Raw genomic sequence first — 26,607 nt, 5'->3', positions numbered from 1 at the left:
TAAGCTCAGCGCCATGGGTTGGCTCGGCAGGCTCTTCGACAGGCGCGACACGTGGGCGCGCCTGTTCCTGCTCGACCTCACCGGCGTCAGCTATCTGCTCTTCACCCCCGACGGCCACTACGTCACCTCGGTCACGCAGTGGGTGCTGGCCGTCCTCGCCTTCGTCTCGCTGCCCCTGCTGGGCCGCCACCCGATCGCCAACCTGGCCGTCCAGGGCGGCCTCCTGGCCGTCGCGTTCCTGCTCATCGACGACACCACGATCAACCAGGTCGGCAGCAGCTGGGCGCTGGGCGAGCTGGTCGTCTGGGCCGCCCGCCCCCGCGTCTTCGTGGTCGGCGCGGCCCTGCTGGCCTCCGCTCACATCGCGCTCGACATCGTCCCCGACGGCGAACGGATCAAGGACGGCATCTTCAGCCTGGTCATCCCGATCGGGCTGCCGCTGCTGCTGGGGCTGGTCGTGCGCACGTCGCGTGAGCTGAGCCGCCAGTCCGAGCAGCAGGCCGCCATGGCCAACCGGGCCGCCCGGGCCGACGAGCGCGCCGCCATCGCCCGCGAGCTGCACGACGTGGTGGCCCATCACGTGGCGTCGATGGTGCTGCGCGTGGGCGTGGTCCGGCACGTCGTCCCGGGCATCGACCCGCGGGTGGGCGAGGTGCTCGACGACGTGCACAGCACCGGCTCGGCCGCCCTCACCGACCTGCGGCGGCTGGTGGCGGTGCTGCGCGACGAGGGCGCGGGTGACGACGCGGCGGTCACGGTGATCGAGCCGGGCACGCTGCCCACGGCCCTGGGCGCGGCGGTCGACACGGCACGCCGCGCGGGCCTGACGGTCGAGGCCGATGTCGACGAGGCGGTGGGGACAATTGATTCCGTACGCGGTCTGGCCGTGCTCCGCCTCACTCAGGAAGCGCTGACCAATGTGGCCAAGCACGCCGGCCCGTCCGCCCACGCGCGCCTGCGGGTGGCCGTCGAAGGGGGCGACGTGATCTGGGAGGTGTCCGACGACGGCGGCGCCGATCCGGTCGTGAAGCCACCCGGCGGCGGCCACGGGCTTACCGGCATGCGGGAGCGCGTCGAGGTGCTGGGCGGCGAGCTGAGCGCGGGGCCGCAACCGCCGGGCTGGCGCGTCGCGACGGTGCTGCCGGGGGTGGCCGCGTGATCCGGGTCCTGCTCGTCGACGATCAGCAGCTCATCCGGGCCGGGCTGAAGATGCTGTGCGACGCCGAACCCGATCTCGAGGTGGTGGGCGAGGCCGGCAACGGGCGCGAGGCGATCAGCCTGGCCGCCCGGCTCGCGCCCGACGTGATCGTGATGGACCTGCGGATGCCGGGGGTCGACGGGATCAGCGCCACGAGCCGGGTGCTGGCCGAGCGGCCGGCGACCCGGGTGCTGGTGCTGACCACGTTCGGCGACGACGACCACCTCTACCCGGCGCTGAACGCGGGCGCCTGCGGGTTCCTGCTCAAGGACGCGCCGCCGGCCGAGCTGCTCGACGGCATCCGGCGGGCCGCGGCGGGGGACAGCCCGTTCAGCCGTGACGTGCTGAGCCGGTTGGTGAGACGCGCCACGAGCGTGGGGGCGGAGCGGCCGCGGCCGGTCGAGGGGTTGACCGCGCGCGAGCGTGACGTGCTCGATCTGGTCGGCGAGGGGCTGAGCAACACCGAGATCGCGGAGCGGCTGCACATCGGCGTGACCACCGTGAAGACCCACATCACGGCCCTGATGACCAAAACCAGCAGCCCCAACCGCGTACGGCTGGCCCTGGTGGCCCACCGCGCGCAGAGCTGAGCCCCGCCGCGCAGTCGAGGCCCGCCGAGCCCTGCGGAAGCCCGCCGTGCTGCGCGGAAGCCCGCGCTGCGCTGCGCAGAAGCCCGCCGTGCGAAGTCTGGGGACGTGAAAAGCCGGAGCCCCGTGGCGGCGGGACTCCGGCTTTGTCTCTTCCACGTTATCGCGATTCGCCCCTGGCGTCCCGCGATCGTGCTATGTCAGCCCTGACGGCCGTTCCAGCGCGGGTTCTTCCGGTTGATCACGACCTGTCGGCCGCGACGGCGGGTGACCACGCTGCCGGGCTTGCTCTTCAGTGACCGCAGCGAGTTCCGGACCTTCATGATGGTTCCTCCCTTGAAGCCGTCTCGCTCAACGCTCGTGGCAGAGCCGGTATTTCCGTGGTGCGAGCCGGGTCTTTTCCTCACCCTGACCAGGGCGAACGCCGATGAGGCGGCCATGCGTATGCGCACCCTTGCCTCCGCGGCCGCCGCCACCGCCGCCGTCGTCCTCGCCGGAACCGCCGTCCCGGCCCAGGCCGCCCTGCCCGAAGGAACCGTCTTCGGCACGGGTGCGCCCGGCGCCATCGCGGGCCGCTACATCGTGACGCTGAACCAGCCGGTCTCCGGTGACGCGTCGGCGATGTCGGTCGACGGCGGTTCGACGTACGTCGCCGACATGAGCGCGACCCAGGCCCGCCGCCTGGCCGCCGACCCGGACGTGCGCTACGTCGAGCAGGACCGCATTCTCACCATCCAGGGCACCCAGAAGAGCCCGCCGTGGGGCCTCGACCGCATCGACCAGCGGGCCGTCAAGGGCTCGAAGTCGTTCACGCCGACCGACGACGGCAGCTCGGTGCACGCGTACGTGATCGACACCGGCATCCGGATCTCGCACGCCGACTTCGGTGGCCGTGCCGGCTACGGCTACGACGCGCTCTCGGGCACCACCAACGCGGGTGACTGCAACGGGCACGGCACGCACGTGGCCGGCACCATCGGCGGTCAGATCTTCGGTGTCGCCAAGCAGGTCAAGCTGGTCTCGGTGCGGGTGCTCAACTGCAAGGGCGAGGGCTCGCTGTCCCAGGTGATCAGCGGCGTCAACTGGGTGACGGCGCACGCCGTGAAGCCGGCCGTGGCCAACATGAGCGTGGGCGGCTCGTACAGCGCGTCGCTCAACGCGGCCGTCCAGCGGTCGATCAACTCCGGCGTCACGTACGTGGTGGCGGCCGGCAACGAGAACGTCAACGCCGGCAAGACGAGCCCGGCCAGCCTGGCCGCCGCGATCACCGTGGGCGCCACCGACGCGTCCGACCGTCGCGCCTCGTTCTCGAACTGGGGCCCGGCCCTCGACCTGTTCGCTCCCGGCGTCAACATCCGGTCCGACTTCTACAGCGGCGACTACATGACGGCGATCGCCAGCGGCACCTCGATGGCGTCCCCGCACGTGGCCGGCGCCGCGGCCCTGGCCCTGGACGCCGCGCCGACCATGACCCCGGCCCAGGTCCGCAACTACCTGGTCAAGAACGCCACCACGAGCAAGATCAAGGACCCCAAGGGGTCGGCCAACCGGCTGCTGTTCGTGCCGGCGCCGCCCGCCGCCCCGGTCATCACGAGCTCGTCGCTGACCGTGACCACCGGGACCGCGTACTCGGGCAAGCTCACCCTGAAGGCCGCGCGCCGGGGCTCCTGGAGTGTCGCCTCGGGCCGTCTGCCCTCGGGCCTGACGCTGTGGCCGAGCGGGGCGATCACCGGCAAGCCGGTCGCGCCGGGCACCGCCACCGTCACCGTCCGGTTCACCGACTACGTGCCGCGGTCGGCCACCCGTACGCTCACCGTGACCGTTCGCAAGACGACGCCGGTGATCTCGACGAGCTGGCTGCCGGACGGCTCGGCCGGCACGTACTACTCGCAGAACCTGGCGGTCGCGGACGGTCGCACCGGCACCTGGTCGGTCGTCGACGGCGCTCTGCCGGACGGTCTGTCACTCGGCGCGAACGGCCTGATCGAGGGCTGGCCGTCGGCCGGCTCCGGCACCTTCACGGTCGCGTTCACCGACGGCTGGGGCACCCGCACCACGCGCACGCTGTCGATCAACGTCGCCTGAGCGCCAGATCTTGAGAAAGGCTCGTCCCGCTCGGTGGCCGGGGGCACGGCACCACCGAGCGGGACGAGTCTGTTCCGGTCCGAGCCGGGGCGGGGCGGTGCCCAAGATCGGACACGCGCACCGTACGGATGACGTCTATCAGGGCCCTGTCACGAACCTGTGGAAATGCTGAACGCGGCCGCGTACTTCTCGGCGATCGCCGCTGAGCCGGGCAGGTCGGCCTCGACCACCGGCAGCCCCTCGGCCACGTCGGCGCCGAGTTCGGTGAGCAGCTGACGCAGCAGGGCCTCGGCCGCGGCCGCCTGGGGTGCCACCCCCGCGGTCACCACCGGGACGGCCCGTTTGCCGGCCAGGGCCCGCGCGGGCAGCTGGTCGAGCAGCACCTTGAGGATCCCGGTGTAGCTGCCCTTGTAGGTCGGCGTCGCCACGACCAGGACGTCGGCCCCGGTGAGCGCGGCGACGGCGGCCGCGGTCGGCTCGTCGCCCGGGGTGAGCAGGCCGGCGCCGAGCGCCCCGACCTCGATGATCTCGGGTGTCCCGGGGCCGGCCAGGGCCTGGCCGACGGCGGTGGCCAGGATCGAGGTCCGGGAGCCGGGACGGGGATTGCCGGACACGACGACGATCTGGGTCATGACTCTCCTGAGCGCGATCGGGGGTTTCCGCTAAATCCTAGTGCGCCTAGAGAATATGGGGCAATAGCGGGGTCTTTAAGCTCGGGGGATGGCCGGACAGCAGCGGACCACCAGCTCGCACTGGGGTGCCACTCCCAGCTCGACATGGGCGGGTTCTCGCAGGCGGCGAAGAGGTCGGGTCGTGAGCCGGTGCGGATGAACCCGGCCGACGCGGCGGCCCGCGGGATCGCCGACGGGGACGTCGTGCGGCTGCACAACGACCGCGGCCGCGTGCTGGCCGGCGCGGTGCTCAGCGACGACTGCGCGCCCGGTGTGGCGCAACTCTCGACCGGCGCATGGTGGGATCCGTCGGCGCCGGAGGTGGCGACCTGTGTGCACGGCAACCCCAACGCGCTGACCGCGGACGTCGGCACCTCGCGGCTCGCTCAGGGCTGCACCGGGCAGGTCACGCGGGTCGAGATCACCCGGTTCGACGGGCCGCTCCCACCCGTACGGGCCTACGACCCGCCGATCGGGTCTTAACCTATCTCGCAGATAGGAGATATATTGATCCGGCCGCCACCGGAGGGAGAACACCATGTCCGCGCTCGCCGTCGCCCACCCCGCCGTTCCACGCCGCCGGCTCCGCCCCGTCCCCGACATCCACGAGTCACCCGTCACCGTGACGATCAGCATCTCCGGCCAGGGCGCCGGTCGTGACCGGGTCGTTGCCGCGTTGCGCGACCTGGTGGACGCCGCCGGACCGGCGGTCGAGGTGACCCTGGCCGACCCCGGCGGGAGTCCCGCGCTGAGACTCGACCCGGGGGCGCGGACCGCGATCCGGGACGGTCAGCCGCTCGAACTGAGCCGCCTCGAGTACGACCTGCTGCTGTTTCTCGCGCGCCACCCGCGGCAGGTGTTCAGCCGCAGCCAGCTGTTGTCCCAGGTCTGGGGGCACACGCACACGACCAACCGCACGGTCGACGTGCACGTGAGCCGCCTGCGCACCAAGCTGGCCGACCCCGAGGTCGTGACGACCGTCTACGGGCTCGGCTACCGGCTGGCCGACGACGCCTCGGTGACGGTGGTCGAGCGGTGACCGCGGTCGCCGTCGTGGGCGGTGGCTGTGCCGGCGTGCTGGCCACCCGTGAGCTGCTGCGCAACACCGACGACCGGGTGGTGCTGATCGAGCCGGACGAGCCGGGCGGGGGTCTGGCCTACGGGGCGGCCCGGCCGTGGCACCTGCTCAACTCGCGGGCCGGGGCGATGAGCGCGGATCCGTCCGATCCCGGGCATTTCGCGCGCTGGGCCGGGTGTTCTCCGGACGACTTCCTTTCCCGTACGGAATATGGCCGTTACCTGCGTTCTGTGTTTTCGGACATCTCGTCCTCGGCTGGTGACCGGCTGGTTGTGCGCCGCTCGCGTGCGTCGGGTCTGTCGGCCACGGGCGTCCTGCTGGCCGACGGGGGAGAGGTGCGCGCTTCGCGGGTCGTGGTCGCCACCGGCAACCCGGCGCCCGCCCAGCCGGCGGCCCGGCCCGACCACCCCGACTACATCGCCGACCCGTGGGCCAAGGGTGTGCTCGAGGCGATCCCGTCCGATGTGCCGGTGCTGCTCGTGGGGGCCGGGCTGACCGCGATCGACGTGGCGCTGACGCTCACGGCCGAGCGCGACCGGGACGCGCCGATCACCGCCGTCAGCCGCCGGGGCCAGTTGCCGCTGACCCACACGGCGGTGGCGGCGTCCCCGGTCGGGCCCGTGCTCGACGACTGCACAACGCTGCGGGACGTCGTACGGGCGGTGCGCGCCGAAGCGGCCCGGGCCGGGGACTGGCGGGCGGTCGTCGACGGCCTACGCCCCTACCTCGACCAGCTGTGGACGGCGTTCACCCCCGACGAGCAGGAGGCGTTCCTGCGTCACCTGGCCCGCCCGTGGGAGTGTCACCGCCACCGCATGGCCCCCACGGTCGGGGCCCGGGTGGCCACGTTGCGCGAGGAGGGCCGGCTCGAGGTGCGGGCCGGTGGTGTCCGCTCGATCAGCGCGCCGCCCGCCGGTGGTCTGCTGGTCGAGCTCGAGGCGGGCGTGCAGTGGTTCGGCGCGGTCGTGAACTGCGCCGGCCCGGGTCGTCTGCCGGGGGCCGCCGGCTCGTTCGTCCGCAGCCTGCTCGACGCCGGCCAGGCCCGGGTCGGCCCGCACGGCCTGGGGCTCGACATCGATCCGTACGGGCGTCTGGTCGGCGCCGACGGGCGGGTTCAGCGTGACCGGTGGCTGATCGGGCCGCTGCGCCGCGGCGCGAAGTGGGAGACGACGGCCGTGCCCGAGATCCGGGCCCAGGCACATAACCTCTCCATCCCGGTTGAGTAATACGATTCGCGGTATGTGGTGGTGTTTGTGCAGCTCAGGATGGTTGTGAACAGCTTGTGGCAACAATTTCCGAGTCTTGAATAGGGATCGAGAACTCTCAATACTCCGAGGGCAAGTGGTGCGCCGGTTCCGGCGTACCCCCCACCCCCTGGGAGGAACCCCGTGCTCAACCGGAAGCTGCGCCGGCCGATCGTCGGCCTGGCCGCCTGCATGCTCGTCGGCACCGGACTTGCCGCCTCACCCGCCTCGGCGGCCGTTGCCGGAGACCCCTCGTTCGCCCCCTCCACCCTGGCCACCCGGCTCGACGCCCAGTTCGGGGCCGACGCCGCCGGGTCGTTCATCGACTCGGCCGGCAAGGTCGTCGTCAACGTGACCGACGCCGCCACCGCCAAGTCGGTCAAGGCCGCCGGTGCGACCCCGCGCTTCGTCAGCCGCAGCGGCGCCCAGCTGGCCGCGGCGGACAACGCCCTCAAGGCCACGCTGAAGACCCCGGGCACCGCGTTCGCCGTCGACCCGGTGAGCAACCAGGTCGTCGTCGAGGTCGACAGCACGATCACCGGCGCCAAGCTGGCCGAGGTCGAGGCCACCGTGGCCAAGCTGGGCGACAACGCCCGCATCGAGCGCACCTCGGGCACGCTGAGCACCAACATCAGCGGTGGCGACGCCATCTACGCCGGTGGCGGCCGCTGCTCGCTCGGCTTCAACGTGCGCTCGGGCAGCACCTACTACTTCCTCACCGCGGGCCACTGCACCAACATCGGCTCGACCTGGACCAACGGGTCGGCCACGCTGGGCACCCGCGCCGGCACGAGCTTCCCGGGCAACGACTACGGCATCGTGCGCTACACCAACACCTCGATCACCAAGAGCGGCACGGTCGGCTCCCAGGAGATCACCTCGGCCGGCACCCCGGCCGTCGGCGCCACGGTCACCCGTCGCGGCTCCACCACCGGCATCCACTCGGGCCGGGTCACCGCCCTCAACAGCACCGTGAACTACGCCGAAGGTTCCGTCTCGGGCCTGATCCGCACCACCGTCTGCGCCCAGCCGGGCGACAGCGGCGGACCGCTCTACTCCGGCACGACGGCCCTGGGCCTGACCTCCGGCGGTAGCGGCAACTGCACCTCCGGCGGCACGACGTACTTCCAGCCGGTCACCGAGGCCCTGAGCGTCTACGGCGTCAGCGTCTTCTGACCTGCTGTTCTTCCCCCGTTTCTCGAGGAGCCCCGCCGGTGACGGCGGGGCTCCTTCTTGGCAACCGAACGGCAATTTCCGACTCTTCAAGTGGCCTCCCCCACCGCCGATCTTGCGGTCACCTGAGTGGCGCCGCGCCACTCTCGACCTTGGGGGAGTTGTGGTGCTTCGTTCCGGCAAGCGCGCGTCGGCCGAGAAGGCCGAGGCCGAGCTCGCAGAGGCTCGCGCCGACGTTCAGGCGGTCACCGCCATCATGCGTGCCATGGAGGGTGCGAGCTCTCCGCAGCAGGCGATCGGTGACGCGCTCGAGATGGTGCGCAACCTGCTCGGCTGGGCCTACGGCTCCTACTGGCAGCTCGACGTCCCGGCCAAGGTGCTGCGGTTCGCCCAGGAGAGCGGCAGCGTCAACGAGGACTTCCGCCGGGTGACCCTCGAGGCCTCGTTCGCCGAGGGTGTGGGCCTCTCGGGCCGCGCCTGGCGCAGCCGGGACCTGGTCTTCGTCACCAACATCGCGGACGTCACCGACTGTGTGCGCGCCCCGATCGCGGCCCGCTCCGGTGTGCACAGTGGTGTCTGCTTCCCGCTCATCGAGGACGACAAGGTCGTCGGCACGATGGACTTCTTCGCCACCGAGGAGCTGCACCTCTCCGACGCCCGGCTCTCCGTGCTGCGGGCCGTCGGCCAGCTCGTCTCGGGTGCGCTGGCCCGCCTGCACGAGGGCGTCCGCCAGGAGAAGGCCGCGCAGGACGTCGACGCGGTCTCCGAGGTCATCCGCGAGCTGACCCAGACCACGAGCCGCGACTCCGCCCTGCGGTCCGCGCTCGAGATCATCCGCAAGGACTTCGACTGGCAGTACGGCTCGTTCTGGCAGCTCGACGAGAAGGACGACGTGCTGCGGTTCGCCCTCGAGTCGGGCGACGCCGGCGCCGAGTTCCGCCGGGTCACGATGTCGGCCTCGTTCGCCAAGGGTGTCGGCCTCTCGGGCCGGGCCTGGGCCCGCGGCGACCTCGTCTTCGTCGAGGACCTGGGCGAACTGACCGACTGTGTGCGCCGCCCGGCCGCCCAGGCCGCCGGCGTCAAGTCCGGCGTCTGCCTCCCGATCCGCGTCGGCGGCAAGATCATCGGCACGATGGACTTCTTCGCCACCCGTACGCTGATCATGTATCCGGGTCGCGAGAGCGCGCTGCGCAACACGGCGTTCCTCGTCGGGCAGGCGCTGGAGCGCTTCGCCTCGACCGAGCAGCTGCACAGCGCCGGCCGTGAACTGCTCGACTCGATCGCCGAGGTGGAGCGCAACGTCACGTCGGCCGCGACCGTGGCCGCCCAGGGCGAGAAGCTGACCGTCGAGGCCAACCAGCAGGTGGCCGCGCTCGGCCAGGCCAGCGCCGAGATCAACGCGGTGGTGCAGAGCATTCAGTCCATCGCCGCCCAGACCAAGCTGCTCGCGCTCAACGCGACCATCGAGGCCGCCCGCGCCGGTGAGTCGGGCAAGGGCTTCGCGGTCGTCGCCGGCGAGGTCAAGGAGCTGTCGACCGAGACCGAGCGGGCCACCGACGAGGTCAGCACCAAGGTCAACGCCATCCAGGCCCGCGTCGACGCGGTGACCGCCTCACTGGCCGAGATCCACACCGCGGTGGAGGAGATCAACCAGACCCAGCGACTCATCAGTGGAGTCCTGACCGAGCAGGTCGCTACGACCGGCGCCATCCTCAACTGACTTCGGAGCTGACGAGATATGTTCACGGACCAGAACACCGCTTGGGACCGACTGCTCGACGGCAACCGCCGTTGGCTCGAAGAGCGCAGCACGGCCGCCGGTGACCGCGGCGCCGCCCGCCGCGCCGCCCTCAGCCAGTCGCAGGAGCCTTTTGCTCTCGTGGTCGGCTGCGCGGACTCCCGGGTGCCGGCCGAGATCCTGTTCGACCAGGGCCTCGGTGACCTCTTCGTGGTGCGTACGGCGGGCCACGTGGTCGACGCGGCGGTGCTCGGCTCGGTGGAGTACGCGGTCGGGATGCTCGGAGTGTCCCTGATCGTCGTGCTCGGCCACGAGGGTTGCGGCGCCGTCGCCGCGGCGGCCGGTGTCGTCGACAACGCCCAGGTGCCGTCCGGCTACGTCCGCGACATCGCCGAGCGGATCGCGCCCAACGTTCTGCGGGCCCGCCTCGACGGGGCGACGACGCCCTCCGAGGTCGGCGCGGCGCACTCGCTCTATACGGTGGACCTGCTGCGGGAGCGTTCCTCGCTGATCGACCGGGCCGTCCGTGGCGGCAAGCTCCAGACGGTCGCCGCCCAGTACTGCCTGAGCACCGGCGAGGTCGCCGAGGTCCGCACCCCGGCCCGCCTGGCCGCCGCGGCCGCCTGACAGCTCCACAACAGATCCGGACCGGTCCCCTTCACCAGGACCGGAGCGGTTCACCCCCAGCAGTATCCGGCCCGGCCCTCTTCCCGAGGGCCGGGCCGGCTTTCGTTGTGACCCCGCGAGCCGCCGCGGCCCGGTTCGCCCGGACATTGCTGGCGCTAGGCGTCTAGCGTGGCCTCCCATGTACGGCGACAAGTTTGATCAGCTCTTCGAAGCGGGGCGCGCGGCTGTGCTGGCCGGACGCCACGGCCGCAACACCCCGCCGGCCGACGGCGACGAGCGTTGGGGGCTGTCGGTGGTGCTGCGGCCGGACGACGACGCGGTGCGGCGGCTGGGCGAGGTCACCCGGCAGGCTCTGGCCGTGGCCGGCGAGGGGCACTGGCCGACCGGCAACGAGGCGGCACTGCACATCACCGTACGGTCTCTGGAACCGCACCGAATCTCCGTGCCCGACGACGACCCGGCAGCTGCCCGGTATCGCGAGGCCGTGGATCGGGCCGCGAGAATGGGCCGGCCCGACCTGCGGCCCGTCCCCGACGCCGATCGAGCGCGACACCGGTCGGAGTTCAGCGGTGGCGGGTTCGGGCCGGTCGACAGTGGGGCTGGGCCCGCGCGGTTCGAGATCACCGGGCTGACGCTGACGCCCGGCGGCGTGATGGCCTGCCTGCGCCCGCTCGACGGCGTGGCCGACATGTTCGCGGCGCGGCTCGCCGAGGAACTGGGCCCGGACGGCGCCTACGAGGCGGACACCGAGCGCGACATCTGGTACTCCACCCTGGTGCATTTCGCTGCTCCTCTCGCCGATCCGCAGGCCCTCGTCGACTTCGTCGCGGCCCGGCGGAGGAGCCATCTTGGCACGGTCGAGACCGGGGCCGTGGAAGTTGTCCACTGGCGCTACGACGGCCGTCAGACCGTCCGCGGAGTTATCCACAGATCCACGATGGACCACCCCGCGGGGTCGCTCGGCGCGCCAGAATCAGGGCATGTCTGAACGCGAGGTGGTGGGGCTTATCGTCGAGGTCTGATGGACTACTCACACCTGCACCCGCCCGAGCGGGAGACGCTGGTCCAGTTCCTCGATCAGCACCGCGCGATGGTGCTGGCGGCGCTCGACGGCCTGAGCGACGAGGCCGCCGTGGCGCGGTTGCTTCCGGCCACCGAGATGACGATCGGCGGCATCGTGAAGCACCTCGCGCACATGGAGGACCTCTGGTTCACGTGCCGGCTGCTGGGCGCGAGCTACCCGCCGCCGTGGGAGGCGACGGGTGACGACGAGACCTGGGCGTGGGAGTCCGCGCGGGACGATTCGGTGGCGTCGTTGCGGGCGCTCTACCGGGCGGCCTGCGACCGGAGCCGGGCCGCGACCGCGCGCTTCGACGACCTGGACCATCGCGCGGCACAGCCGTCGTTCGGGAAGGCCCCGGTCAGCCTGCGCTGGATGCTCGTGCAGATGATCCGCGAGACGGCCCAGCATTGCGGCCACCTCGACCTGATGCTCGACGTGGTCCGCCGCGCTCCGCACCCGCGCTGACGAGCCGCGCTCGTCGCGGTTGCGGGACACGCGCGGGTCGGCGTCATCTTTCGGTCAGCGGGACTCCTCGACTCGCTCCTCGCCGCGGCGGCGGAGCAGCTTGAGGCCGGGGAGGCCGGCGATCGCCAGGTGCAGGTCTTCGGTGACTTCGAGCAGCTTGTGCAGGTCGGGGCCGACCTGGTCGAGCTTGCCGAGCAGCGGCATCACGTCGTCGACCAGGTGGGCGCGCAGGGTCGGAAGCTGGTCGATCATCCGGATGGCGGCGGTGACCTCCTCGGGGGACAGCTCGTTGACGAAGCGCTGTGCGAGAGGGGCGCCCTTGAGGAGCGTTTCCGAGTAGGCCTCCAGCAGGCGGGTGGCCTCCTTCGCGGCGGCCTCGGCCTGGTCGACCACGCCCTCGGCGCGGTTGCTGACCTCGGTGGCCCGGCCGACCACGCCCTCGGCCGCGTCGGAGATGCCGACCGCGCGCAGCACCACGCCGTCGGCGCGCTTGCTGATCGACTCAGCGCCGCCGACCACCGTTCCGGCCCGGGTGCTGATCTCTTCGGCGGTGCCCACGACCACGCCCGCCCGGCCGCTGATCTCTTCCGCCGTGCCGACGACAACGCCGGCCCGCCCGCTGATCTCTTCGGCGGCGCCGACCACCGCACCGGCGCGGGTGCTGATCTCTTCCGCGCTGCCGACGACGACGCCGGCGCGGGAGCTGATCTTCTCGGCGGTGCCGACGACGACGCCGGCTCGGGAGCTGATGTCTTCGGCTGTGCCTACGACCACGTCGGCTCGGGCGCTGATGGCTACGGCCTGGCCGACCACGTCGGAGGCGGCCGCGGCGATCGTGCGGGCCTCGGTCACCGTCGTCTCGGCGGCCTCGACCACGGCCGTGACGCGGTGGATCAGGGCCTCGGCCTCGTCGGCCAGCATGGTGACCCGGCTCACCAGGAGTTCGGTCTGGCCGAGGACGCCGATCACCCGTACGGGAACGGTGGCGACCGCGGCCGCGGTTTCGACCACCTGGCCTACGGCGGAACGGGCGAGCTCGGCGATCGCGGCCGGGGACAGCAACGGGAAACCCATGCCTCCATCATGCGACAGAACGTCACGCCCGGCGGCGGTCACCCGGGGTGAGCGGAGATACGCCGTACGTGGATAGTCTCTGTCAATCTCGTATGCGAACCACGCTAGGACGCACATGAACCGGCGCGACACGGCACTATGGCAGGCGTGCGACGTACGCGAAATTGGATCTTGGCGATCGCGACGGTGGGACTCCTCGGGGGTGCGGGGTTGGTCGGCGTGGGCATGATGCGCAACGACTCCGGCAATCCGGTCGTCGGGACGTTCAACAACGCGGCGGTCAACGCGGCCGCGGCGCCGACCTCGGCCGCCCGGTCCACGGTGCGGGCCCAGGCTGCCCCGACGCCGACCGGGCCGAGCGCGGCCGAACTCGCAGCGCAGGAACGCGCCAAACGGGTCAAAGCCCTCGACGCCGCGCTGAAGAAGTACGCCGCGACCGCCCCCGAGTTCTCGGTCGCGGTGCTCGACCGCAAGACCGGCCAGCGTTACTCGTATCGCGGAACCGAGAAGTATGAGACCGCGAGCGTCGTCAAGGTGCAGGTGCTCGCCTGTCTGCTGCTCAAGGCCCAGGACGCCCGCCGCGACCTCACGTCGACCGAGTTGTCCCTGGCCAAGCGGATGATCCGGCTCAGCGACAACGACGCCACGACGTCCCTTTTCGCCAAGCTCGGCCGCGCGTCCGGCGTCGGCGCCTGCAACAAGCGGCTGGGCCTGACCGAGACCAAGGTCAACAGCGCCTGGGGCCTGACCCGCACGACCGTGAACGACCAGGTCAAGCTGCTCTCCGAGCTGGTCGACACGTCCGGCCCGCTCGACGCCGACTCGCGCAAACTGGCATACACGCTGATGAGCACCGTCGACGACAGCCAGGACTGGGGCGTGCCGGCCGCCGCCAGGAGCACCGAGAAGTTCACGGTCAAGAACGGCTGGCTGTCCCGCTCGACCGAGAACTACCGCTGGATCATCAACTCGGTCGGCCGCATCACGGGTCCGACCACCGACGTGTCGATCGCCGTGCTCTCCCACGACAACGCCACGATGTCGGGCGGCATCACCTCGGTGCAGAAGGTCGCCAAGCTCACCCGCCAGCACCTGAAATATTGATCCTCCCGCCCGGCGCGACGAGTTTCGCCCCGCACACCCTCGACCTGCGCGCCTTCAAAACCGCCTGCCACCGGGCCGCGCGCGCCTTCCAGGGCCGGGTCGAGTCGATCGTCCCGCCCGGTGCGGCGTCCAGTTTCGCGGTGGCCAAGTTCGCTTTCCCCGTACGCCGGGTGGCCGTCCTTCACCACGCCGTGCTCCCGTGGGCGACCGTCCGGGAGGCCGCAGCTGAGCCGGACGAACACGTAGACGCGCCCGGCAGCGGGACGGACGACACCGGTTCCGGGTCGAGAAAGCCGGCCCATTGGGCCGCGTTGACTCAGCGCCGCTCCGACCTCGGGGCGCTCCTGTCCGACGACCGCCCCGAGGAATGGCCGGCGCTCGACGGAGACGCGCTCGAGGAGTGGGGCGCCGCGTTCGATGGGTTGCGCGTGCTCACCCCGGCCGAACTGGACACCGACATCACCCGAGCCGATCTCACCTCTCTGGGCCGCGACGAACTCACCCAGGTCCGCTACTGGCAGCCCGCCACCGTCGGCGAGCTGCTGTTCAACCGGTGGGATTGAGGGCGGCGCCTTCGTCAGCTCAGCCGGGGGACCGGCGACGCGGTCGCCGGCGCGGGAAGCTTGCGGCCGAACCTGATCGACACTCCCGGCCATCCCGACTTCATCGCCGTTCGCGACGGCGGCCCGGGCGCCACCGGTGACGCGGACGCCGGGGTCCGCGCTCCTACCGTGTGGACGGGATGGGCTTGACGGGCGGGGCCAGAATGTCCGCGTCGCTGGGTTTCTGGGCGGCCTTGCGCTGCCCCCGCTGCCCCGCGGGCGCGGCCGCGCCGTCTTCCGGCAGATCGGGGAGAGCCTGCCCCGGCTCGAACGGCGGTGTCTGCACGGTCGTCACGGGGGTGGCCGGGGCGGCATCGGCGGGCTGGTCGCACGCGGCAGCCAACCCTCCAGCGGCAGCGATGGCGGCCGCAGCCAGCCAGGTACGTGTGTTGATCAAGGCTCCCCCTCGAAACGATGAGAGGTTGTCTATCACGCGGCGGCCCTGCCCTGCCCGGGGCACCGTCGCGTGTCCTCACCCTGGGATGCCGCGGCTCCTTTCGCTGGGACGCGGCGGCTCCTTTCGCTGGGATGCGGCGGCTCCTTTCCCTGGGACGCGGCGGCTCCTTTCCCTGGGACGCGGCCGCCCCTTTCCTGGGACGCGGCCGCCCCTTTCCTGGGACGCGGCCGCCTCCGACACCTGTCGGTCCGGCACGGCGAAGCGGTCGAGCCCGTCGGCTATCGGGTCCGGCATGAGGAGGCGGTCGAGCCCGTCAGCTATTGGGCCCGGCACGGGGGAGCGGTCGAGCCCGTCAGCTCAGCGGCGCGCCGCCGAAGCTCAACTCGTTGCCGTCGGGGTCTTTGAAGTCCGCCTTCCGTACGCCGTTGGGATAGGTCTCCCGCCGGACGGGCTCGACACCCCGCTCGGCGGCGTGACCGACGAAGGCGTCGAGGTCGTCGACGAAGATCGTGTGGAGCGAGTGACCCGCGTGCTCGGGTCGTTGTTCGATGAACACCGACCGGTGCTCGGCCAGCTCCCACACCGCCTCGGTCTCCCCGGCGACGAACGACGGCGGCGACCCGAACAGCCGCGTGTACCAGGCGAGCGCGGTCGGATAGTCGCTGACGGCAATGCCGGCGTACAGGTCGATGGACATCCCCGCATGGTAGGGATTTCCGGCCGCCGCGCCGTGGCCGCTGTGGATAACTCTCGATTGTGGATAACCCGATTCGCCGTCTGCTCGCGGCGTACGCTCGGCTGGAAATCGCAGGTTGAGGCTTTGAAGGGAGAGGCGCGACGTTGCCGCGAAGCACACGCCTGCCCGGGTTGGCCGCCGGGCTGACGGTGGCGGCTCTGGCGGTCGGCGTGGCCGGCTGTCGGTCGGGTGATGATGACGGACGCAGTGTCACGGCGAAGGTGTTCGTGACGTTGTGTGCGGCCGAGTCGGCGACTTGTCTCAAGGCCGCGGTCAGCGGAGTTCAGGTTCGTGTGCTGGCCGGTGACCGGTCGTGGGGGACGGCTGTCACCGATGAGGGCGGTGGCGTGGCGATCGCGCTGCCGGACGGGGTGAGCGGGCCGGCCGGCGTCGAAGCGTCGTCGCCCGTGCTGTCGCGTGCCTTGCGCGCGGACATCTCGGTTCCACCGGATGGGAGCGTGTCGGTGGAGCTGATCGACCCGACGCCCGCTCGTCGGTGAGTGCGGGAAGAGCAGGGAGAGGCGGGAAACGGGGGAGTCGGGAAGGCAGCGGAGCAGGGAAGGCCGGTGGGGTGACGACGGCGCGGCCGGATGATGACAGCTCGCCCGCGAACATGCGCACGTAGGCCAGCTTCTCGCCCGCCGGCCCGCGCTCCACCTATGAGCGGTCGGGCGAACGTCGAAGCGCCGGTGACGGTGTTGTCGGGTGCTCTTGCGCGCGGACGTCCCGGTTCCGCCGGGCTGGAGCGTGTCGGTGGAGTTGATCGACCCGACGGCTGCGCGGTAAGCGGCGGCCTCAGGCCTCCGAAGGGGACTCCGTCGCGGCGGCTCGGGCCTCGCGGCGCTTGGTTATCCACGAGACGGTCTGGTTGACGATCAGGATCAGGAGGACCGCGGCGACCACGCCCTCCCACGGCTCGGGGAAGATGGAACCTCCGGCCACGCCGATGGCTGCGTAGACGCCGGCCCACAAGGCGCACGCGGGGGCGTTGGCCACCACGAACGTGCGCCACGGCATGCCCAGGAAGGCCGCCGCCAGCAGGACCGGCACGCGGCCGCCGGGGATCAGGCGCGAGACCAGCAGCACCGGGATCTGGCTGTTGTTCAGCTTCTCCTTGACCGCGGTCAGGTGTTCCTCGTCGCGCAGCCAGCGCAGGCGCCGGGCCAGCTTCTCGCCTCCGAAGCGGCACATCGCATACATGACCAGGTCGCCCACGTAGGCGCCGGCGGCACCGGCCGCGATGACGAAGACGATGGTCACCGGGTGGTGCTCGTGGAAGGCCAGGGCCGCCGCGCCGCTGACCGCGGCTCCGGTGGGGACGATGGGCAGGATGGCGCCGAACGCCACGACCGCGAACAACCAGGCCAGCGCGCCCAGGGTGGCGATCACGCGGTGGGCCCGATCGTCAGGGTCTCGCCCGGCGCCAGCACCCGGACCACCGAGTCGGGGGCGGTGCGCTCGGCCAGGCGGGCGAAGTTCGCCCCGGGCTCGCGGAACATGTGCGACCGGACCCGGCCCATGCCCATCGGCCACAGGGTGCCGTAGTGCACCGGCACCGCCCACGACGCCTTGGCCCGGCGCAGGGCCTCGGCGCCGGCGGCCGCGTCGAGGTGGCCGTGGGAGCCCAGCGTCGGGCCCCAGCCGCCGACCGGGATCAGGGCCAGGTCGAGCGGGGCCAGGTCGCTCATCTCGTCGAACAGGCCGGTGTCGCCCGCGTACCAGCTGCGGGCCGCGCCCTCGGTGACGAAGCCGATGGCGATCGCCCGGTCGCGTGACCAGGGACCGCGGCCGCCGTCGTGGGCGGCGGGGACGGCCCTCACCCGTACGGAACCCACGGTTGTCTCCTCGCCCGGCGCGAGCTCGACCGTGCGGGAAGCCGCCTCGAGGCCCATCGAACGGGCGACGAACGACCCGGCGCCGCGCGGGACGATCAGCTTCGGGCTTCCGCCGAGCCGGCGCAGTGAGGCCACGTGGAAGTGGTCGGCGTGCAGGTGGGACAGGAGCACCGCGTCGGGCACGCCGGGCAGCTCAGGAGTGGGACCGGCCATCCGCTTGAGGTGGGCGACGCGGTCGGTGAGCACGGGGTCGGTGAGCAGGGTCGTGCCCGAGTCTTCGAGCCACACCGTGCTGTGACCCCACCAGGTGACCGACGTCGTGCTCACGAACCAACGGTACAGATCCGCGGAGGAGTTTCAGCTGTTACCTCCCCCGGGCAAACTGTGCCGCGTGACGGGACCCCGCAGCGCAGTCGTCGTGAACCCCACCAAAGTGCCAGATATGGACCTTCTTCGCCGCGTCATCAGCGAGGGAGTGCAGAGTGTGGGCTGGCCCGAGCCGGCCTATTACGAGACGACGCCCGACGACCCCGGTGAGGGGCAGGCCAAGCAGGCGATCGAGAACGGGGCCGAGCTCGTCTTCGCCTGTGGGGGCGACGGCACGGTGATGGCGGTGGTGTCCGCGCTGGCCGGCACCGACGTGACGATGGCCGTGCTCCCCGCCGGCACCGGCAACCTGCTGGCCGCCAACCTGGGGCTGGGCACCGACGCGGCGACCGGCATGCAGGTGGCGATCGAGGGCGGCCGCCGCCGCATCGACGTCGGCGTCTGCGACGGCAAGAGCTTCGTGGTGATGGCCGGCATGGGCTTCGACGCCCAGATGCTGGAGGGCACCTCCGAGCAGGCCAAGAAGCGGATCGGCTGGGTCGCGTACGTCGGTGGCGCGCTCAAGCACCTGCGGGACCGGCCGATGCGGGCCCGGATCGTGCTGGACGACCGTCCGCCGATGCCGCGCCGCCCCCGCACGGTGATCGTCGGCAACGTGGGCCGCCTGCAGGGCGGGGTCCGCCTGCTCACCGAGGCCGACCCGGCCGACGGGCAGCTCGACGTGGCCATTCTGAGCCCGAACAACCTGGCCCACTGGGTGTCGCTGGCCTGGGGCGTCATCCGCCGCCGGGACCGGGTGCCGCTGATGGAGACGTACACCGCGTCCAAGATCGAGATCCAGTCCCGCAGCTTCCAGCCCCGGCAGCTCGACGGCGACCTGATCGAGCCCGGCCGCACCCTCAAGATCTCGGTCAAGCCGAAGGCGCTGCTGCTCAGCGTGCCCAAGCCCGAGGGCGACCCCGATCTCGCGTACGACGTGAGCGTCGCGGCCGAAGCGGCCGAGGACATCCGTGAGGCGGCCCGTGAGTAGTACGGAGCCGGTCCCCGAGACGAAGGACATGCGGGGGGACGAGCTTTCGGCCGACGACGCCGTCCACGCGCTCTGGCACTACGGCCGCTGGCCGCTGCTGCGCGACGCGTTCATCCGGTTCCGCTACGGCGACGGGTTCAGCCACGCCCGGGCCTTCGCCTTCCAGCTCTGCCTGGCGATCGTCCCGTTCCTCATCGCCCTGGCCGGTCTGGCCGCCGACCTGGGCGCCGAGGACGGGGGCCGGGTGGTGGCCGAGACGATCCTGGAACTGACCCCGGGCGCCAGCGATCCGCTTGTCGGGGAGCTGCTGGAAGACAGCGAGAGCAGCAGCGACGCCGGGGAGGTGGCGCTGACGCTGGGTCTGATCACCGGTCTGGCCGCCCTGATGACCGCGATGTCGCAGATCGAGCGGGGCGCGAACCGCATCTACGGCGTCGAGCGGGACCGGCCGGCGCTGTTCAAGTACATCCGGGCCGGCCTGCTCGCGGTGTGCGCCGGCATCCCGGCGCTGTTCGGCTTCCTGCTGCTTGTGGGAGGCCGGGCGTTCGGGGACGCGGCCGCGCGACATTGGCCGTGGGCCGACGACGGGGTACGGGTGGCCTGGGATTTTGTCCGCTGGCCGCTGAGCCTGCTGTTGATCGTGTTCGCGGTCGGTCTGCTGTTCAAGTACTCGCCGCGCCGGCGGCAGCCCGGTTACTCCTGGCTGCTGTTCGGGGCCGTGGTCGCGACCGCGCTGTGGTGGCTGGCCAGCCTGCTGCTCGCCGGGTACGTGCGCTTCGGCAGCAACTTCGGCGCCACGTACGGGCCGTTGACCGCGATCATGGCGCTGTTGCTCTGGGCCAACCTCACCGGCATCGCGCTGTTCCTGGGCATCGCGTTCGCGGCCCAGCTCGAGGCGGCCCGGGTCGGGGTCGAACGGCCCGCGCTGCAGGACAAATGGGAGCCGAGCCCGGACGAGCCCAAGACGAAGCGGAGCAAGCCCCGGCCACGTCGGGCGGCCCGCGTCGGGCGCGGTGTACGGGAGAAGCGCTCCGGGTAAAGCCCTATATGTGACGGACGACAAGCATGTGGTGGAACGCGCCGGGTGGGCCCCGGTGCGGCATTTCGCCGAACGCAGTGTGGCCGGGCTGGCCGCGGTAGTGCTGGCCGGGCTCGCGTTCGGGACGTTGCTGCTGCTCGTGCGCTCCAACTGGAGCCCGCTGCGCAGCCTCGACCAGTCGATCGCCGAGCGGATGAACGACCTGGTCGCGCCGCACCCGGCCGTGGTCAAGGTGATCACCACGATCACCTCGCTGGGCGGCCGGGGGGTGCTGATCCCGCTGGTCACGATGGTGGTGGTGTGGCTGCTGATCCGGCGGCGCCCCCGCCTGGCGATCTATCTGGCGGTCACCGGGCTGGGCGCGATGGTGCTCGATCCGTCGCTCAAGGCCCTGGTCGGACGGGTACGGCCGGTGGTCGCGGACCCGGTGGCGTTCGGCGGGGGCAACAGCTTCCCGAGCGGGCACACCCTGGGAACCACGATCGTCTATGGCTCGCTCGCCCTGGTGCTGCTCTCGGCCACCCGCGGCCGCTGGAAGGGCTGGATCCTCGGCGTCGCCGCGCTGGTCATCGTGGCCGTCGGGCTGACCCGCATCGCCCTGAGCGTGCACTTCCTCTCCGACGTGCTGGCCGGCTGGATGCTCGGCCTGGCGTGGATCAGCGTCACCGCGTACGCGTTCCGGGTGTGGCGCCGCGAGGCCGGCCACCCGGTGCCGGCCGTGACGGACGGGCTCGAGCCGGAGGCCTCCGACGACCTCGCGCCCGCCCCGGCCGAGGAGAAGGTGCTGCCCCACCCGTGGGCCAAGGGCGCCGAGATCCTGGTCGGCTGGGTGTTCACGTTCGGGATCCTCTATTTCGTCGGGTACGCCCTGACGAAGTGGACGCCCGGCACCGCGTTCGGCTCGTGGGACGAGGGTGTGAACCGGTGGCTGCAGACGTTCCGTACCGAGCGGCTGGACGACCTGAGCTGGCTCGCCTCCAAGGCGGGCGACACCCACGCGATCCTGATCGTCTGCCTGGTCTTCTGTCCGCTGGCGCTGGCCCTGTGGCGGCAGTGGCGGCCGGTGCTGTTCATCGTGCTCACCATGGTCGGTGAGATCACCCTGTTCCTGACCAGCGCGGCCGCGGTCGGGCGGCCGCGTCCGCCGGTCGAGCAGCTGGACGGGCAGATGCCGACCTCGTCGTTCCCGTCCGGTCACATCGCCGCCACCATGTGCCTCTGGGTCGCCATCGCGGTCGTTTCCATGCCCCGCGTACGGCAGTGGTGGCGCTGGGTCTTCCCGGTGCTCGCGGTGCTGATGCCGGCGCTGGTGGCGCTGTCCCGGATGTACCGCGGCATGCACCACCCGACCGACGTCATGGGCGCGACGCTGTTGACGGCGTGCTGGGTCGGCGCGCTCTACTGGATCATGCGCCCGAACGAGAAACCCGAGACGGTCAGCGAGGCCGCCGAGGAAGCCGCCGTGGTGGCGGAACACCAGCATCAGCACCGGCCGGTTGCGGCCTGACGAACAGGCGGTCCGTGCCGCAACCGGGGAGCCAACATGACGCTGCGTTTCATGACCTGGAACATCAAGACCGGCGGAAAGGGGCGGCTCGACGCGATCGCCACGGTGATCCGGCGGGAACGGCCCGACCTGCTGGCGTTGCAGGAACTGCGGGGCTTCGACCGCGACGACGGCCGGGTCATGCGGGAGCTGGCCGGGGCGACCGGCATGACGGCCCACCTGGCGCGCTCCTTCCTCGGGCAGCCGGTCGCTGTCCTCGTACGGGAACCGCTCGAGATCGTCGAACGGGCGGCCGTGCGCTGGCGTCTGCATCACGCGGCCGCGATCGTCACCGTGGCGACCCCGGCTGGTCGGCTGCGCGTCGTCAGCACACACCTCAACCCGTTCTCGCCGCCCCGGCGCCGGCGGGAGGCGGTCTGGCTGGCTCACCGCTACAACCCCGCGAAGATGCCCACGATCGTCGCCGGTGACCTGAACGGGCTCGACCCGGGCACCGACCACACCGAGACGTTGCGGCCGCAGCCCGGTTTCCTGCAGGCCCGGCACCTGGCCGCGGACGGCACGGCCGACACCCGGGCGGTGGCCGCGTTCGTCGACGCCGGGTTCACCGACCTGTGGAAAGTGGCCGGTTCGGGGTCGCCGCTGACCGTGCCGACCACCCGCGGCGGCGGTCGCGAGTTCTCCCGGATGCGCCTCGACTACGTGATGGCGAGCCCGCGGATCGCCGAGGGCGCGAAGGACATGGTGGTGGTCCGGGGAGATGAGACGGAGTTCGCTTCCGACCATTACCCCGTACGGGTGGAATTGTCTTAGATGATCGACTTGAAACGCGCGAGCTGATCGCTAGGATCAGCGAACGCCGCACTCGGAAGCACTCCAGTGAGGGAGTGCACGAAACCGGAGGCGTTCGATGGCCAATCAGCGCTTCGCGGTGATGGTGGGTGTCAACGACACCTACTCCCGCCTGCGCTTCGCCGAACGCGACGCCGAGGCCGTGCACGAGCTGCTCGAGCTCGAAGGCTTCGACGCCCGGCTGTTCACGGGCCCGAAGGTGACGGCCAGTGACGTCAAGACTGCTCTCCGCCAGATCGCGACCCGGGCCGACAAGACCGATGTCCTCTTCGTCTATTTCGCCGGATCGACACTGAACCCGATGTGGAGTCGCGGTTCGGAGACCTATTTGGTCACGCCCGATCTGGATGAAACGGCGCTTTCCGAAAATCCCGACTTGGGGCTTCGGATGGCATTTCTCGAACGGGACGTCCTCGACTTCTTCCCCGGGGCGGCCGTGCTGGTCGTCGACGCCGTCGGCCCCTCGGGACTGCCGAGCCTGCAGAGCCGTCGCTACAGCGCCTTGGTGTCCTGCGCCGAAGACGCGTCGGAGCGCGAGACGCCGGTCATCGGCCACGGCGTGCTCACCGCGCACGTGCTCGCCACGCTGCGACGGGAGCAGCGCGTCACCTTCGGGGCGCTGACTTCCGCCGTACGGGAACAGGGGTTGTCGCCGCAGGTGGCGGGACCGTCGTGGGGTGAGGGAACGGTGCTGACCGGGTCCGCGGGTGATCCGGCGCCCGCCGTGCTGCCGCTGGCGAACCCGCTCGACACCTCGACCGGCGAGATCATGCGACTGATCCGGCGGCTGTCCCAACACGCCCGCATGCCGCGCCACGCTGCGCCGCGCTCGTCCGGCACGCGCGCCGACGCCGGGGTGGCCGCCCCCTCGCGGGTCGAATACGTGCGCGCGGCGACCAAGGCCCACTCGACGGCGCTGCTCGAATACACCGCCGGCGGGTTCCAGCCGATCGACTCCAGCAAGCGGTTCGACCTCGAGGCGATCCGCCCGATGCTGCGCTTCCCGCCCGGCGCCGACTGGTTCGGACACACCGTGCACGACGATCACCGCACGGTGCTGTGCGTGCCGCTGCGCCACGCCGAGGGCCGGTCGCTGCTGCTGGCCCTGGTCGACCCCGCGCCCGAGCTGCTCGGTCTCGGCCAGCCCCTCGCCAAGATCCTCGAGACAATTTGGCGTACGGATTTCGCGGCGTCCCCCGACGAGGCCGAGATCGAGGTGCTGACCGCGTTGCGCGGCGCGTTCGGCCGGCTGCCCGGCGCGATGTTCGAGCACTGCTTCGAGCTCTACCGGCGGGTGCTGGAGTCCTACTGCGTCGTGTTCCAGCCGGTCATCACGCTGGGCAAGACGGCCCGGCGGATCGAGGTGCACAGCTACGAGGCGCTGGCCCGCCGCTCGTCCGCCGACTCGCGGGCCCCGGTCGCCATGCTGCGGCTGGCCGAGGTGTGGGGCGACCGGTTCGTCGTCGAGCGGGACAAGGTGATCCTGCGGATGGCGCTGACGGCGTACGCGCGGGCGCACGCCGAGGGGCCGTGGGGCCGGCCCAAACCGCTGTCGATCAACGTCGCCGTCCGGTCGTTGCTGAGCGACCCGTACGTCGAAGTGCTGCGCTCGGCCATCGCGGAGCTCGGCATCGACCCGGCCACGATCACCCTGGAGATCTCGGAACAGGACCCGATCGAGCCCCGCCGCGGCGAGCAGTGGGCCGAGGCGCCGCACGCGTACTTCCACAACCGGCTGGCCGCGATCGCCCGCGACGTCGGGGTGGCGTTCGCCGTCGACGACTTCGGCGAGGGCTACGCGTCGCTGTCGCGCATGGCCGAGCTGCCGCTCACCCAGATCAAGGTGGACCGGGCCATCCTGCACCACCCGCTGGCCGCCAAGGAGCTGTCGCTGGTGATGGACACGGCCCGGCACGCCAGCCACGCGCCGCGGGTCGTCATCGTCGAGGGGGTCGACGACGAGTCCCCGCTCACGCTGCGCGAGATCTACGACCAGCGCATCCGGCACGTGCAGGGCTGGATCACGCAGCAGCCGGCCCGGCCCACGCTGAGCCGGCTGCAGCCCGAGGTGTGCGAGCGCATCGCCGCCCTGGTGCGGGGCGACGACGAGCACCGCGGCACCCTGATCACCCGGGCCGACGACTTACCGCTCCAGCGCGGGGCCTAAGCGGTCGCGCGCTTCGGCAGCTTCCAGTCGGGGCGGGGGAAATGGCAGGTGTATCCGTCGGGGATGCGCTCCAGATAGTCCTGGTGCTCGGGCTCGGCCTCCCAGAACGGCCCGGCCGCGGTCACCTCGGTGACCACCTTGCCCGGCCACAGCCCCGACGCCTCGACGTCGGCGATCGTGTCTTCGGCGACCCGCTTCTGCTCGTCGCTCTCATAGAAGATCGCCGACCGGTAGCTGGTGCCGACGTCGTTGCCCTGGCGGTTGAGCGTCGTCGGGTCGTGGATCTGGAAGAAGAACTCGAGCAGATCCCGGTACGACGTGAGGGCCGGATCGAAAGTGATCTCGATGGCCTCCGCGTGGCCGTCGTGGTTGTAGTAGGTCGCGTTCTCGACCCGCCCGCCGGTGTAACCGACCCGGGTCGTGATCACCCCGGGGCGGCGGCGGATCAGGTCCTGCATCCCCCAGAAACAGCCCCCGGCGAGAATCGCCTTCTCCTGCGCCATGCCATCACTCCTCGGTTCGGTGTTCGTGCCGCTCTCCAGCGTTCCTCGTCCGACGCAATCCAGCCACTGTCACCTCCGCCACTTCCTGCTCGCGCCGCTTCTGCCCTTGTCGCTCAATGCACCGGGCGGGCGCCGGCCGGCTCGACCGTGGTGCGGGGCGGGGTCAGCAGTCCCGCGATGACGACGCTCACGGCAGCCACGACGGCGGCGACCAGGAACGCGTTCTCGAAACCGGCCAGGGTGGTGCCGGTGATGCTGGCGGCGGCGACGCTGGACACCACGGCCGCACCCAGCGACGCCCCGAACTCGTGGAACGTGCTGACGATGCCCGACGCGATGCCGGACTCGTGCGGAGCGACCTGACCCAGCGCGGTGGCCGAAGCGACCACGAACAGCACCCCGGTGCCGGCCGCGGCGATCACGACGCCGGTCAGCACGGCCGGGGTCCGCAGGGACAACGCGGGCAGAGTCATGCCGACGGCCGCGATCGCGGTTCCGGCCATCGCCGGCGGGCGGGCGCCGAGCCGGCCGATCAGGCGACCGGTGAGCTGGGCGGCCAGCATCGTGGCGACCGCCACCGGCAGGAACAGCAGGCCGGTGGTCAGGGCGCCGAAGCCGCGGGCGTGCTGGAAATAGAACGTGCCCAGGAAGAAGACGGCGATCATCAGCGCCGTGGCCAGCAGGATCAGGAACGTGCCGGTGGCCACCGGGCGGCGAGCCAGCAGGCGGACGTCCATCAGCGGAGCCCGCGTACGCCGCTGCCAGGCCACGAACGCCAGGTAGCCGAGCGCGGCCGCCAGCACCAGCAGGCCGGTGACGGGAGAGAGCCAGCCGCGGTCGCCCGCCCCGATCAGGGCCAGGATCACGGCGGCGGTCGAAGCGGTCACCAGCGCCGCGCCGAGCAGGTCGAGACGCGTACGGGAAACCGGGGTTGACCTGGACGGCAGCCGGCGGGCCAGCACGAACGCGACGATCAGACCGACCGGGACGTTGACGTAGAACACCCAGGGCCAGCCCGGACCGGCGGTGATCAGGCCGCCGAGCAGCACGCCGAGCGCCGCCCCACCGCCGCCGAGCGCCGACCAGACACCCAGGGCGCGGTTCCGCTCGTCGCCGTCGAACAAGCCGATGACCAGCGACAACGCGGCGGGGGAGAGTAGTGCGGCGCCGACGCCCTGGGCGATGCGGCCGCCCAGGAGCGAACCGGGTGACCCGGCGAGACCCGCCACCAGGGAGGCCGCGGTGAAGATCAGCAGTCCGGTGAGCATGACCCGTTTGGCCCCGGCCAGGTCGGCGATGCGCCCGCCGAGCAGCATCAGGCCGCCGAACGTCAGGGTGTAGGCGCTCACCGTCCAGGTCAGGGCCTCGCGGCTCAGGTCGAGATCGGCGCCCATGGACGGCAGCGCGATCGCCACCACGGTCACGTCGAGGATCAGCATGAGCTGGGCGATCCCGAGGAATCCGAGGATCCGCCAGCGCAGGGGGTGGGGTGTCATGATCAGCCT

General features: G+C 71.5%; 28 protein-coding genes. 19 read left to right on the top strand and 9 right to left on the bottom strand.

Annotated features, from left to right (window positions below):
- The first annotated feature begins 13 nt into the window (after nucleotides 1–13).
- A complete protein-coding gene (locus tag JIG36_RS42090) occupies nucleotides 14–1,159 on the top strand; it encodes a sensor histidine kinase (protein ID WP_203382441.1) in 1,146 nt (381 codons plus the stop codon).
- The gene (locus tag JIG36_RS42085) at nucleotides 1,156–1,788 is read left to right on the top strand and encodes a response regulator (RefSeq protein ID WP_203382439.1); all 633 of its coding nucleotides are present in this window, start codon (nucleotides 1,156–1,158) and stop codon (nucleotides 1,786–1,788) included. Before JIG36_RS42090 ends, JIG36_RS42085 begins: the two co-directional genes overlap by 4 nt.
- 197 nt (nucleotides 1,789–1,985) lie before the next feature.
- Here the strand turns inward: JIG36_RS42085 and JIG36_RS42080 are convergent, their stop codons facing one another.
- A complete protein-coding gene (locus tag JIG36_RS42080; protein WP_203382437.1) occupies nucleotides 1,986–2,108 on the bottom strand; it encodes a ribosomal protein bL36 in 123 nt (40 codons plus the stop codon).
- A 115-nt stretch (nucleotides 2,109–2,223) separates the two neighbouring features.
- Between JIG36_RS42080 and JIG36_RS42075 the strand changes: the two genes are divergently transcribed.
- Nucleotides 2,224–3,870 (top strand): S8 family serine peptidase, encoded by a 1,647-nt coding sequence (locus JIG36_RS42075; RefSeq protein ID WP_203382435.1) that lies wholly within the window; start codon nucleotides 2,224–2,226, stop codon nucleotides 3,868–3,870.
- A 149-nt stretch (nucleotides 3,871–4,019) separates the two neighbouring features.
- Here JIG36_RS42075 and JIG36_RS42070 read toward each other — a convergent pair whose 3' ends face one another.
- Entirely contained in the window at nucleotides 4,020–4,502 is a 483-nt protein-coding gene (locus tag JIG36_RS42070; RefSeq protein ID WP_203382433.1) for an NADPH-dependent FMN reductase, read from the bottom strand.
- Here JIG36_RS42070 and JIG36_RS42065 point away from each other — a divergent pair.
- The 8 genes from JIG36_RS42065 (at nucleotide 4,425) to JIG36_RS42030 (ending at nucleotide 11,929) form a co-directional block, all read left to right on the top strand.
- On the top strand, nucleotides 4,425–5,024 hold the full coding sequence (locus JIG36_RS42065) for a molybdopterin dinucleotide binding domain-containing protein (RefSeq protein WP_307873133.1): 600 nt from the start codon (nucleotides 4,425–4,427) through the stop codon (nucleotides 5,022–5,024). The two genes, JIG36_RS42070 and JIG36_RS42065, sit on opposite strands and share 78 nt — an antisense overlap.
- 55 nt (nucleotides 5,025–5,079) lie before the next feature.
- A complete protein-coding gene (locus tag JIG36_RS42060; protein ID WP_203382429.1) occupies nucleotides 5,080–5,580 on the top strand; it encodes a winged helix-turn-helix domain-containing protein in 501 nt (166 codons plus the stop codon).
- On the top strand, nucleotides 5,577–6,845 hold the full coding sequence (locus JIG36_RS42055; protein WP_203382427.1) for an FAD/NAD(P)-binding protein: 1,269 nt from the start codon (nucleotides 5,577–5,579) through the stop codon (nucleotides 6,843–6,845). The genes JIG36_RS42060 and JIG36_RS42055 overlap by 4 nt, the downstream gene beginning before the upstream one ends.
- Nucleotides 6,846–7,007: 162 nt before the next feature.
- Nucleotides 7,008–8,039: a S1 family peptidase gene (locus JIG36_RS42050; protein WP_307873132.1), complete on the top strand. Its 1,032-nt coding sequence runs from the start codon at nucleotides 7,008–7,010 to the stop codon at nucleotides 8,037–8,039.
- Between the two features lie 163 nt (nucleotides 8,040–8,202).
- Entirely contained in the window at nucleotides 8,203–9,756 is a 1,554-nt protein-coding gene (locus tag JIG36_RS42045; RefSeq protein WP_203382425.1) for a GAF domain-containing protein, read from the top strand.
- Between the two features lie 18 nt (nucleotides 9,757–9,774).
- Nucleotides 9,775–10,401, top strand: a complete 627-nt coding sequence (locus JIG36_RS42040) for a carbonic anhydrase (protein WP_203382423.1) — start codon at nucleotides 9,775–9,777, stop codon at nucleotides 10,399–10,401.
- A gap of 178 nt (nucleotides 10,402–10,579) precedes the next feature.
- Nucleotides 10,580–11,389, top strand: a complete 810-nt coding sequence (locus JIG36_RS42035; RefSeq protein ID WP_203382421.1) for a hypothetical protein — start codon at nucleotides 10,580–10,582, stop codon at nucleotides 11,387–11,389.
- A gap of 33 nt (nucleotides 11,390–11,422) precedes the next feature.
- A complete protein-coding gene (locus JIG36_RS42030) occupies nucleotides 11,423–11,929 on the top strand; it encodes a DinB family protein (RefSeq protein WP_203382419.1) in 507 nt (168 codons plus the stop codon).
- 54 nt (nucleotides 11,930–11,983) lie between these two features.
- Here JIG36_RS42030 and JIG36_RS42025 read toward each other — a convergent pair whose 3' ends face one another.
- The gene (locus JIG36_RS42025; RefSeq protein WP_203382417.1) at nucleotides 11,984–13,003 is read right to left on the bottom strand and encodes a methyl-accepting chemotaxis protein; all 1,020 of its coding nucleotides are present in this window, start codon (nucleotides 13,001–13,003) and stop codon (nucleotides 11,984–11,986) included.
- Between the two features lie 147 nt (nucleotides 13,004–13,150).
- Between JIG36_RS42025 and JIG36_RS42020 the strand changes: the two genes are divergently transcribed.
- Together JIG36_RS42020 and JIG36_RS42015 are read left to right on the top strand one after the other, a co-directional pair.
- Nucleotides 13,151–14,107 carry a serine hydrolase gene (locus tag JIG36_RS42020; RefSeq protein ID WP_307873131.1) on the top strand — a complete coding sequence of 319 codons (957 nt, stop codon included), beginning with the start codon at nucleotides 13,151–13,153 and terminating at the stop codon, nucleotides 14,105–14,107.
- Nucleotides 14,104–14,670: a hypothetical protein gene (locus JIG36_RS42015; RefSeq protein ID WP_203382415.1), complete on the top strand. Its 567-nt coding sequence runs from the start codon at nucleotides 14,104–14,106 to the stop codon at nucleotides 14,668–14,670. Before JIG36_RS42020 ends, JIG36_RS42015 begins: the two co-directional genes overlap by 4 nt.
- A gap of 163 nt (nucleotides 14,671–14,833) precedes the next feature.
- Here the strand turns inward: JIG36_RS42015 and JIG36_RS42010 are convergent, their stop codons facing one another.
- Together JIG36_RS42010 and JIG36_RS42005 are read right to left on the bottom strand one after the other, a co-directional pair.
- Nucleotides 14,834–15,106, bottom strand: coding sequence for a hypothetical protein (locus tag JIG36_RS42010; RefSeq protein ID WP_203382413.1), 273 nt, complete (start codon nucleotides 15,104–15,106; stop codon nucleotides 14,834–14,836).
- 352 nt (nucleotides 15,107–15,458) lie between these two features.
- Nucleotides 15,459–15,803, bottom strand: a complete 345-nt coding sequence (locus tag JIG36_RS42005) for a VOC family protein (protein ID WP_203382411.1) — start codon at nucleotides 15,801–15,803, stop codon at nucleotides 15,459–15,461.
- A 170-nt stretch (nucleotides 15,804–15,973) separates the two neighbouring features.
- Between JIG36_RS42005 and JIG36_RS42000 the strand changes: the two genes are divergently transcribed.
- Nucleotides 15,974–16,342, top strand: a complete 369-nt coding sequence (locus JIG36_RS42000) for a hypothetical protein (protein WP_203382409.1) — start codon at nucleotides 15,974–15,976, stop codon at nucleotides 16,340–16,342.
- Between the two features lie 295 nt (nucleotides 16,343–16,637).
- Here the strand turns inward: JIG36_RS42000 and JIG36_RS41995 are convergent, their stop codons facing one another.
- Complete coding sequence (locus JIG36_RS41995) at nucleotides 16,638–17,231, bottom strand: DedA family protein (protein WP_203382407.1); 594 nt, start codon at nucleotides 17,229–17,231, stop codon at nucleotides 16,638–16,640.
- The gene (locus tag JIG36_RS41990; protein ID WP_203382405.1) at nucleotides 17,228–18,004 is read right to left on the bottom strand and encodes an MBL fold metallo-hydrolase; all 777 of its coding nucleotides are present in this window, start codon (nucleotides 18,002–18,004) and stop codon (nucleotides 17,228–17,230) included. Before JIG36_RS41990 ends, JIG36_RS41995 begins: the two co-directional genes overlap by 4 nt.
- Nucleotides 18,005–18,119: 115 nt before the next feature.
- On the opposite strand from JIG36_RS41990, the gene JIG36_RS41985 reads away from it, so the two are divergent.
- The 5 genes from JIG36_RS41985 to JIG36_RS41965 all read left to right on the top strand — a co-directional run bounded on the left by JIG36_RS41985 (nucleotide 18,120) and on the right by JIG36_RS41965 (nucleotide 24,599).
- Complete coding sequence (locus tag JIG36_RS41985) at nucleotides 18,120–19,034, top strand: diacylglycerol/lipid kinase family protein (protein WP_203382403.1); 915 nt, start codon at nucleotides 18,120–18,122, stop codon at nucleotides 19,032–19,034.
- Nucleotides 19,027–20,073 carry a YihY/virulence factor BrkB family protein gene (locus JIG36_RS41980; protein WP_203382401.1) on the top strand — a complete coding sequence of 349 codons (1,047 nt, stop codon included), beginning with the start codon at nucleotides 19,027–19,029 and terminating at the stop codon, nucleotides 20,071–20,073. Before JIG36_RS41985 ends, JIG36_RS41980 begins: the two co-directional genes overlap by 8 nt.
- Nucleotides 20,074–20,083: 10 nt before the next feature.
- Nucleotides 20,084–21,580 (top strand): phosphatase PAP2 family protein, encoded by a 1,497-nt coding sequence (locus tag JIG36_RS41975; RefSeq protein ID WP_203382399.1) that lies wholly within the window; start codon nucleotides 20,084–20,086, stop codon nucleotides 21,578–21,580.
- 36 nt (nucleotides 21,581–21,616) lie between these two features.
- Nucleotides 21,617–22,393 (top strand): endonuclease/exonuclease/phosphatase family protein, encoded by a 777-nt coding sequence (locus JIG36_RS41970; protein ID WP_203382397.1) that lies wholly within the window; start codon nucleotides 21,617–21,619, stop codon nucleotides 22,391–22,393.
- A gap of 97 nt (nucleotides 22,394–22,490) precedes the next feature.
- Complete coding sequence (locus JIG36_RS41965; protein WP_236049273.1) at nucleotides 22,491–24,599, top strand: EAL domain-containing protein; 2,109 nt, start codon at nucleotides 22,491–22,493, stop codon at nucleotides 24,597–24,599.
- On the opposite strand, the gene msrA is transcribed toward JIG36_RS41965, so the two are convergent.
- Together msrA and JIG36_RS41955 are read right to left on the bottom strand one after the other, a co-directional pair.
- On the bottom strand, nucleotides 24,596–25,102 hold the full coding sequence (gene msrA, locus JIG36_RS41960) for a peptide-methionine (S)-S-oxide reductase MsrA (RefSeq protein WP_203382395.1): 507 nt from the start codon (nucleotides 25,100–25,102) through the stop codon (nucleotides 24,596–24,598). The two genes, JIG36_RS41965 and msrA, sit on opposite strands and share 4 nt — an antisense overlap.
- A 113-nt stretch (nucleotides 25,103–25,215) precedes the next feature.
- Complete coding sequence (locus JIG36_RS41955) at nucleotides 25,216–26,598, bottom strand: MFS transporter (protein WP_203382393.1); 1,383 nt, start codon at nucleotides 26,596–26,598, stop codon at nucleotides 25,216–25,218.
- Nucleotides 26,599–26,607 lie beyond the last annotated feature (9 nt).

Source organism: Paractinoplanes ovalisporus (assembly GCF_016834655.1).
Classification (GTDB): Bacteria; Actinomycetota; Actinomycetes; order Mycobacteriales; family Micromonosporaceae; genus Actinoplanes; species Actinoplanes ovalisporus.
Note: the sequence above shows the minus strand (reverse complement) of the source record. Positions and strands in the feature narration are given on the sequence as shown.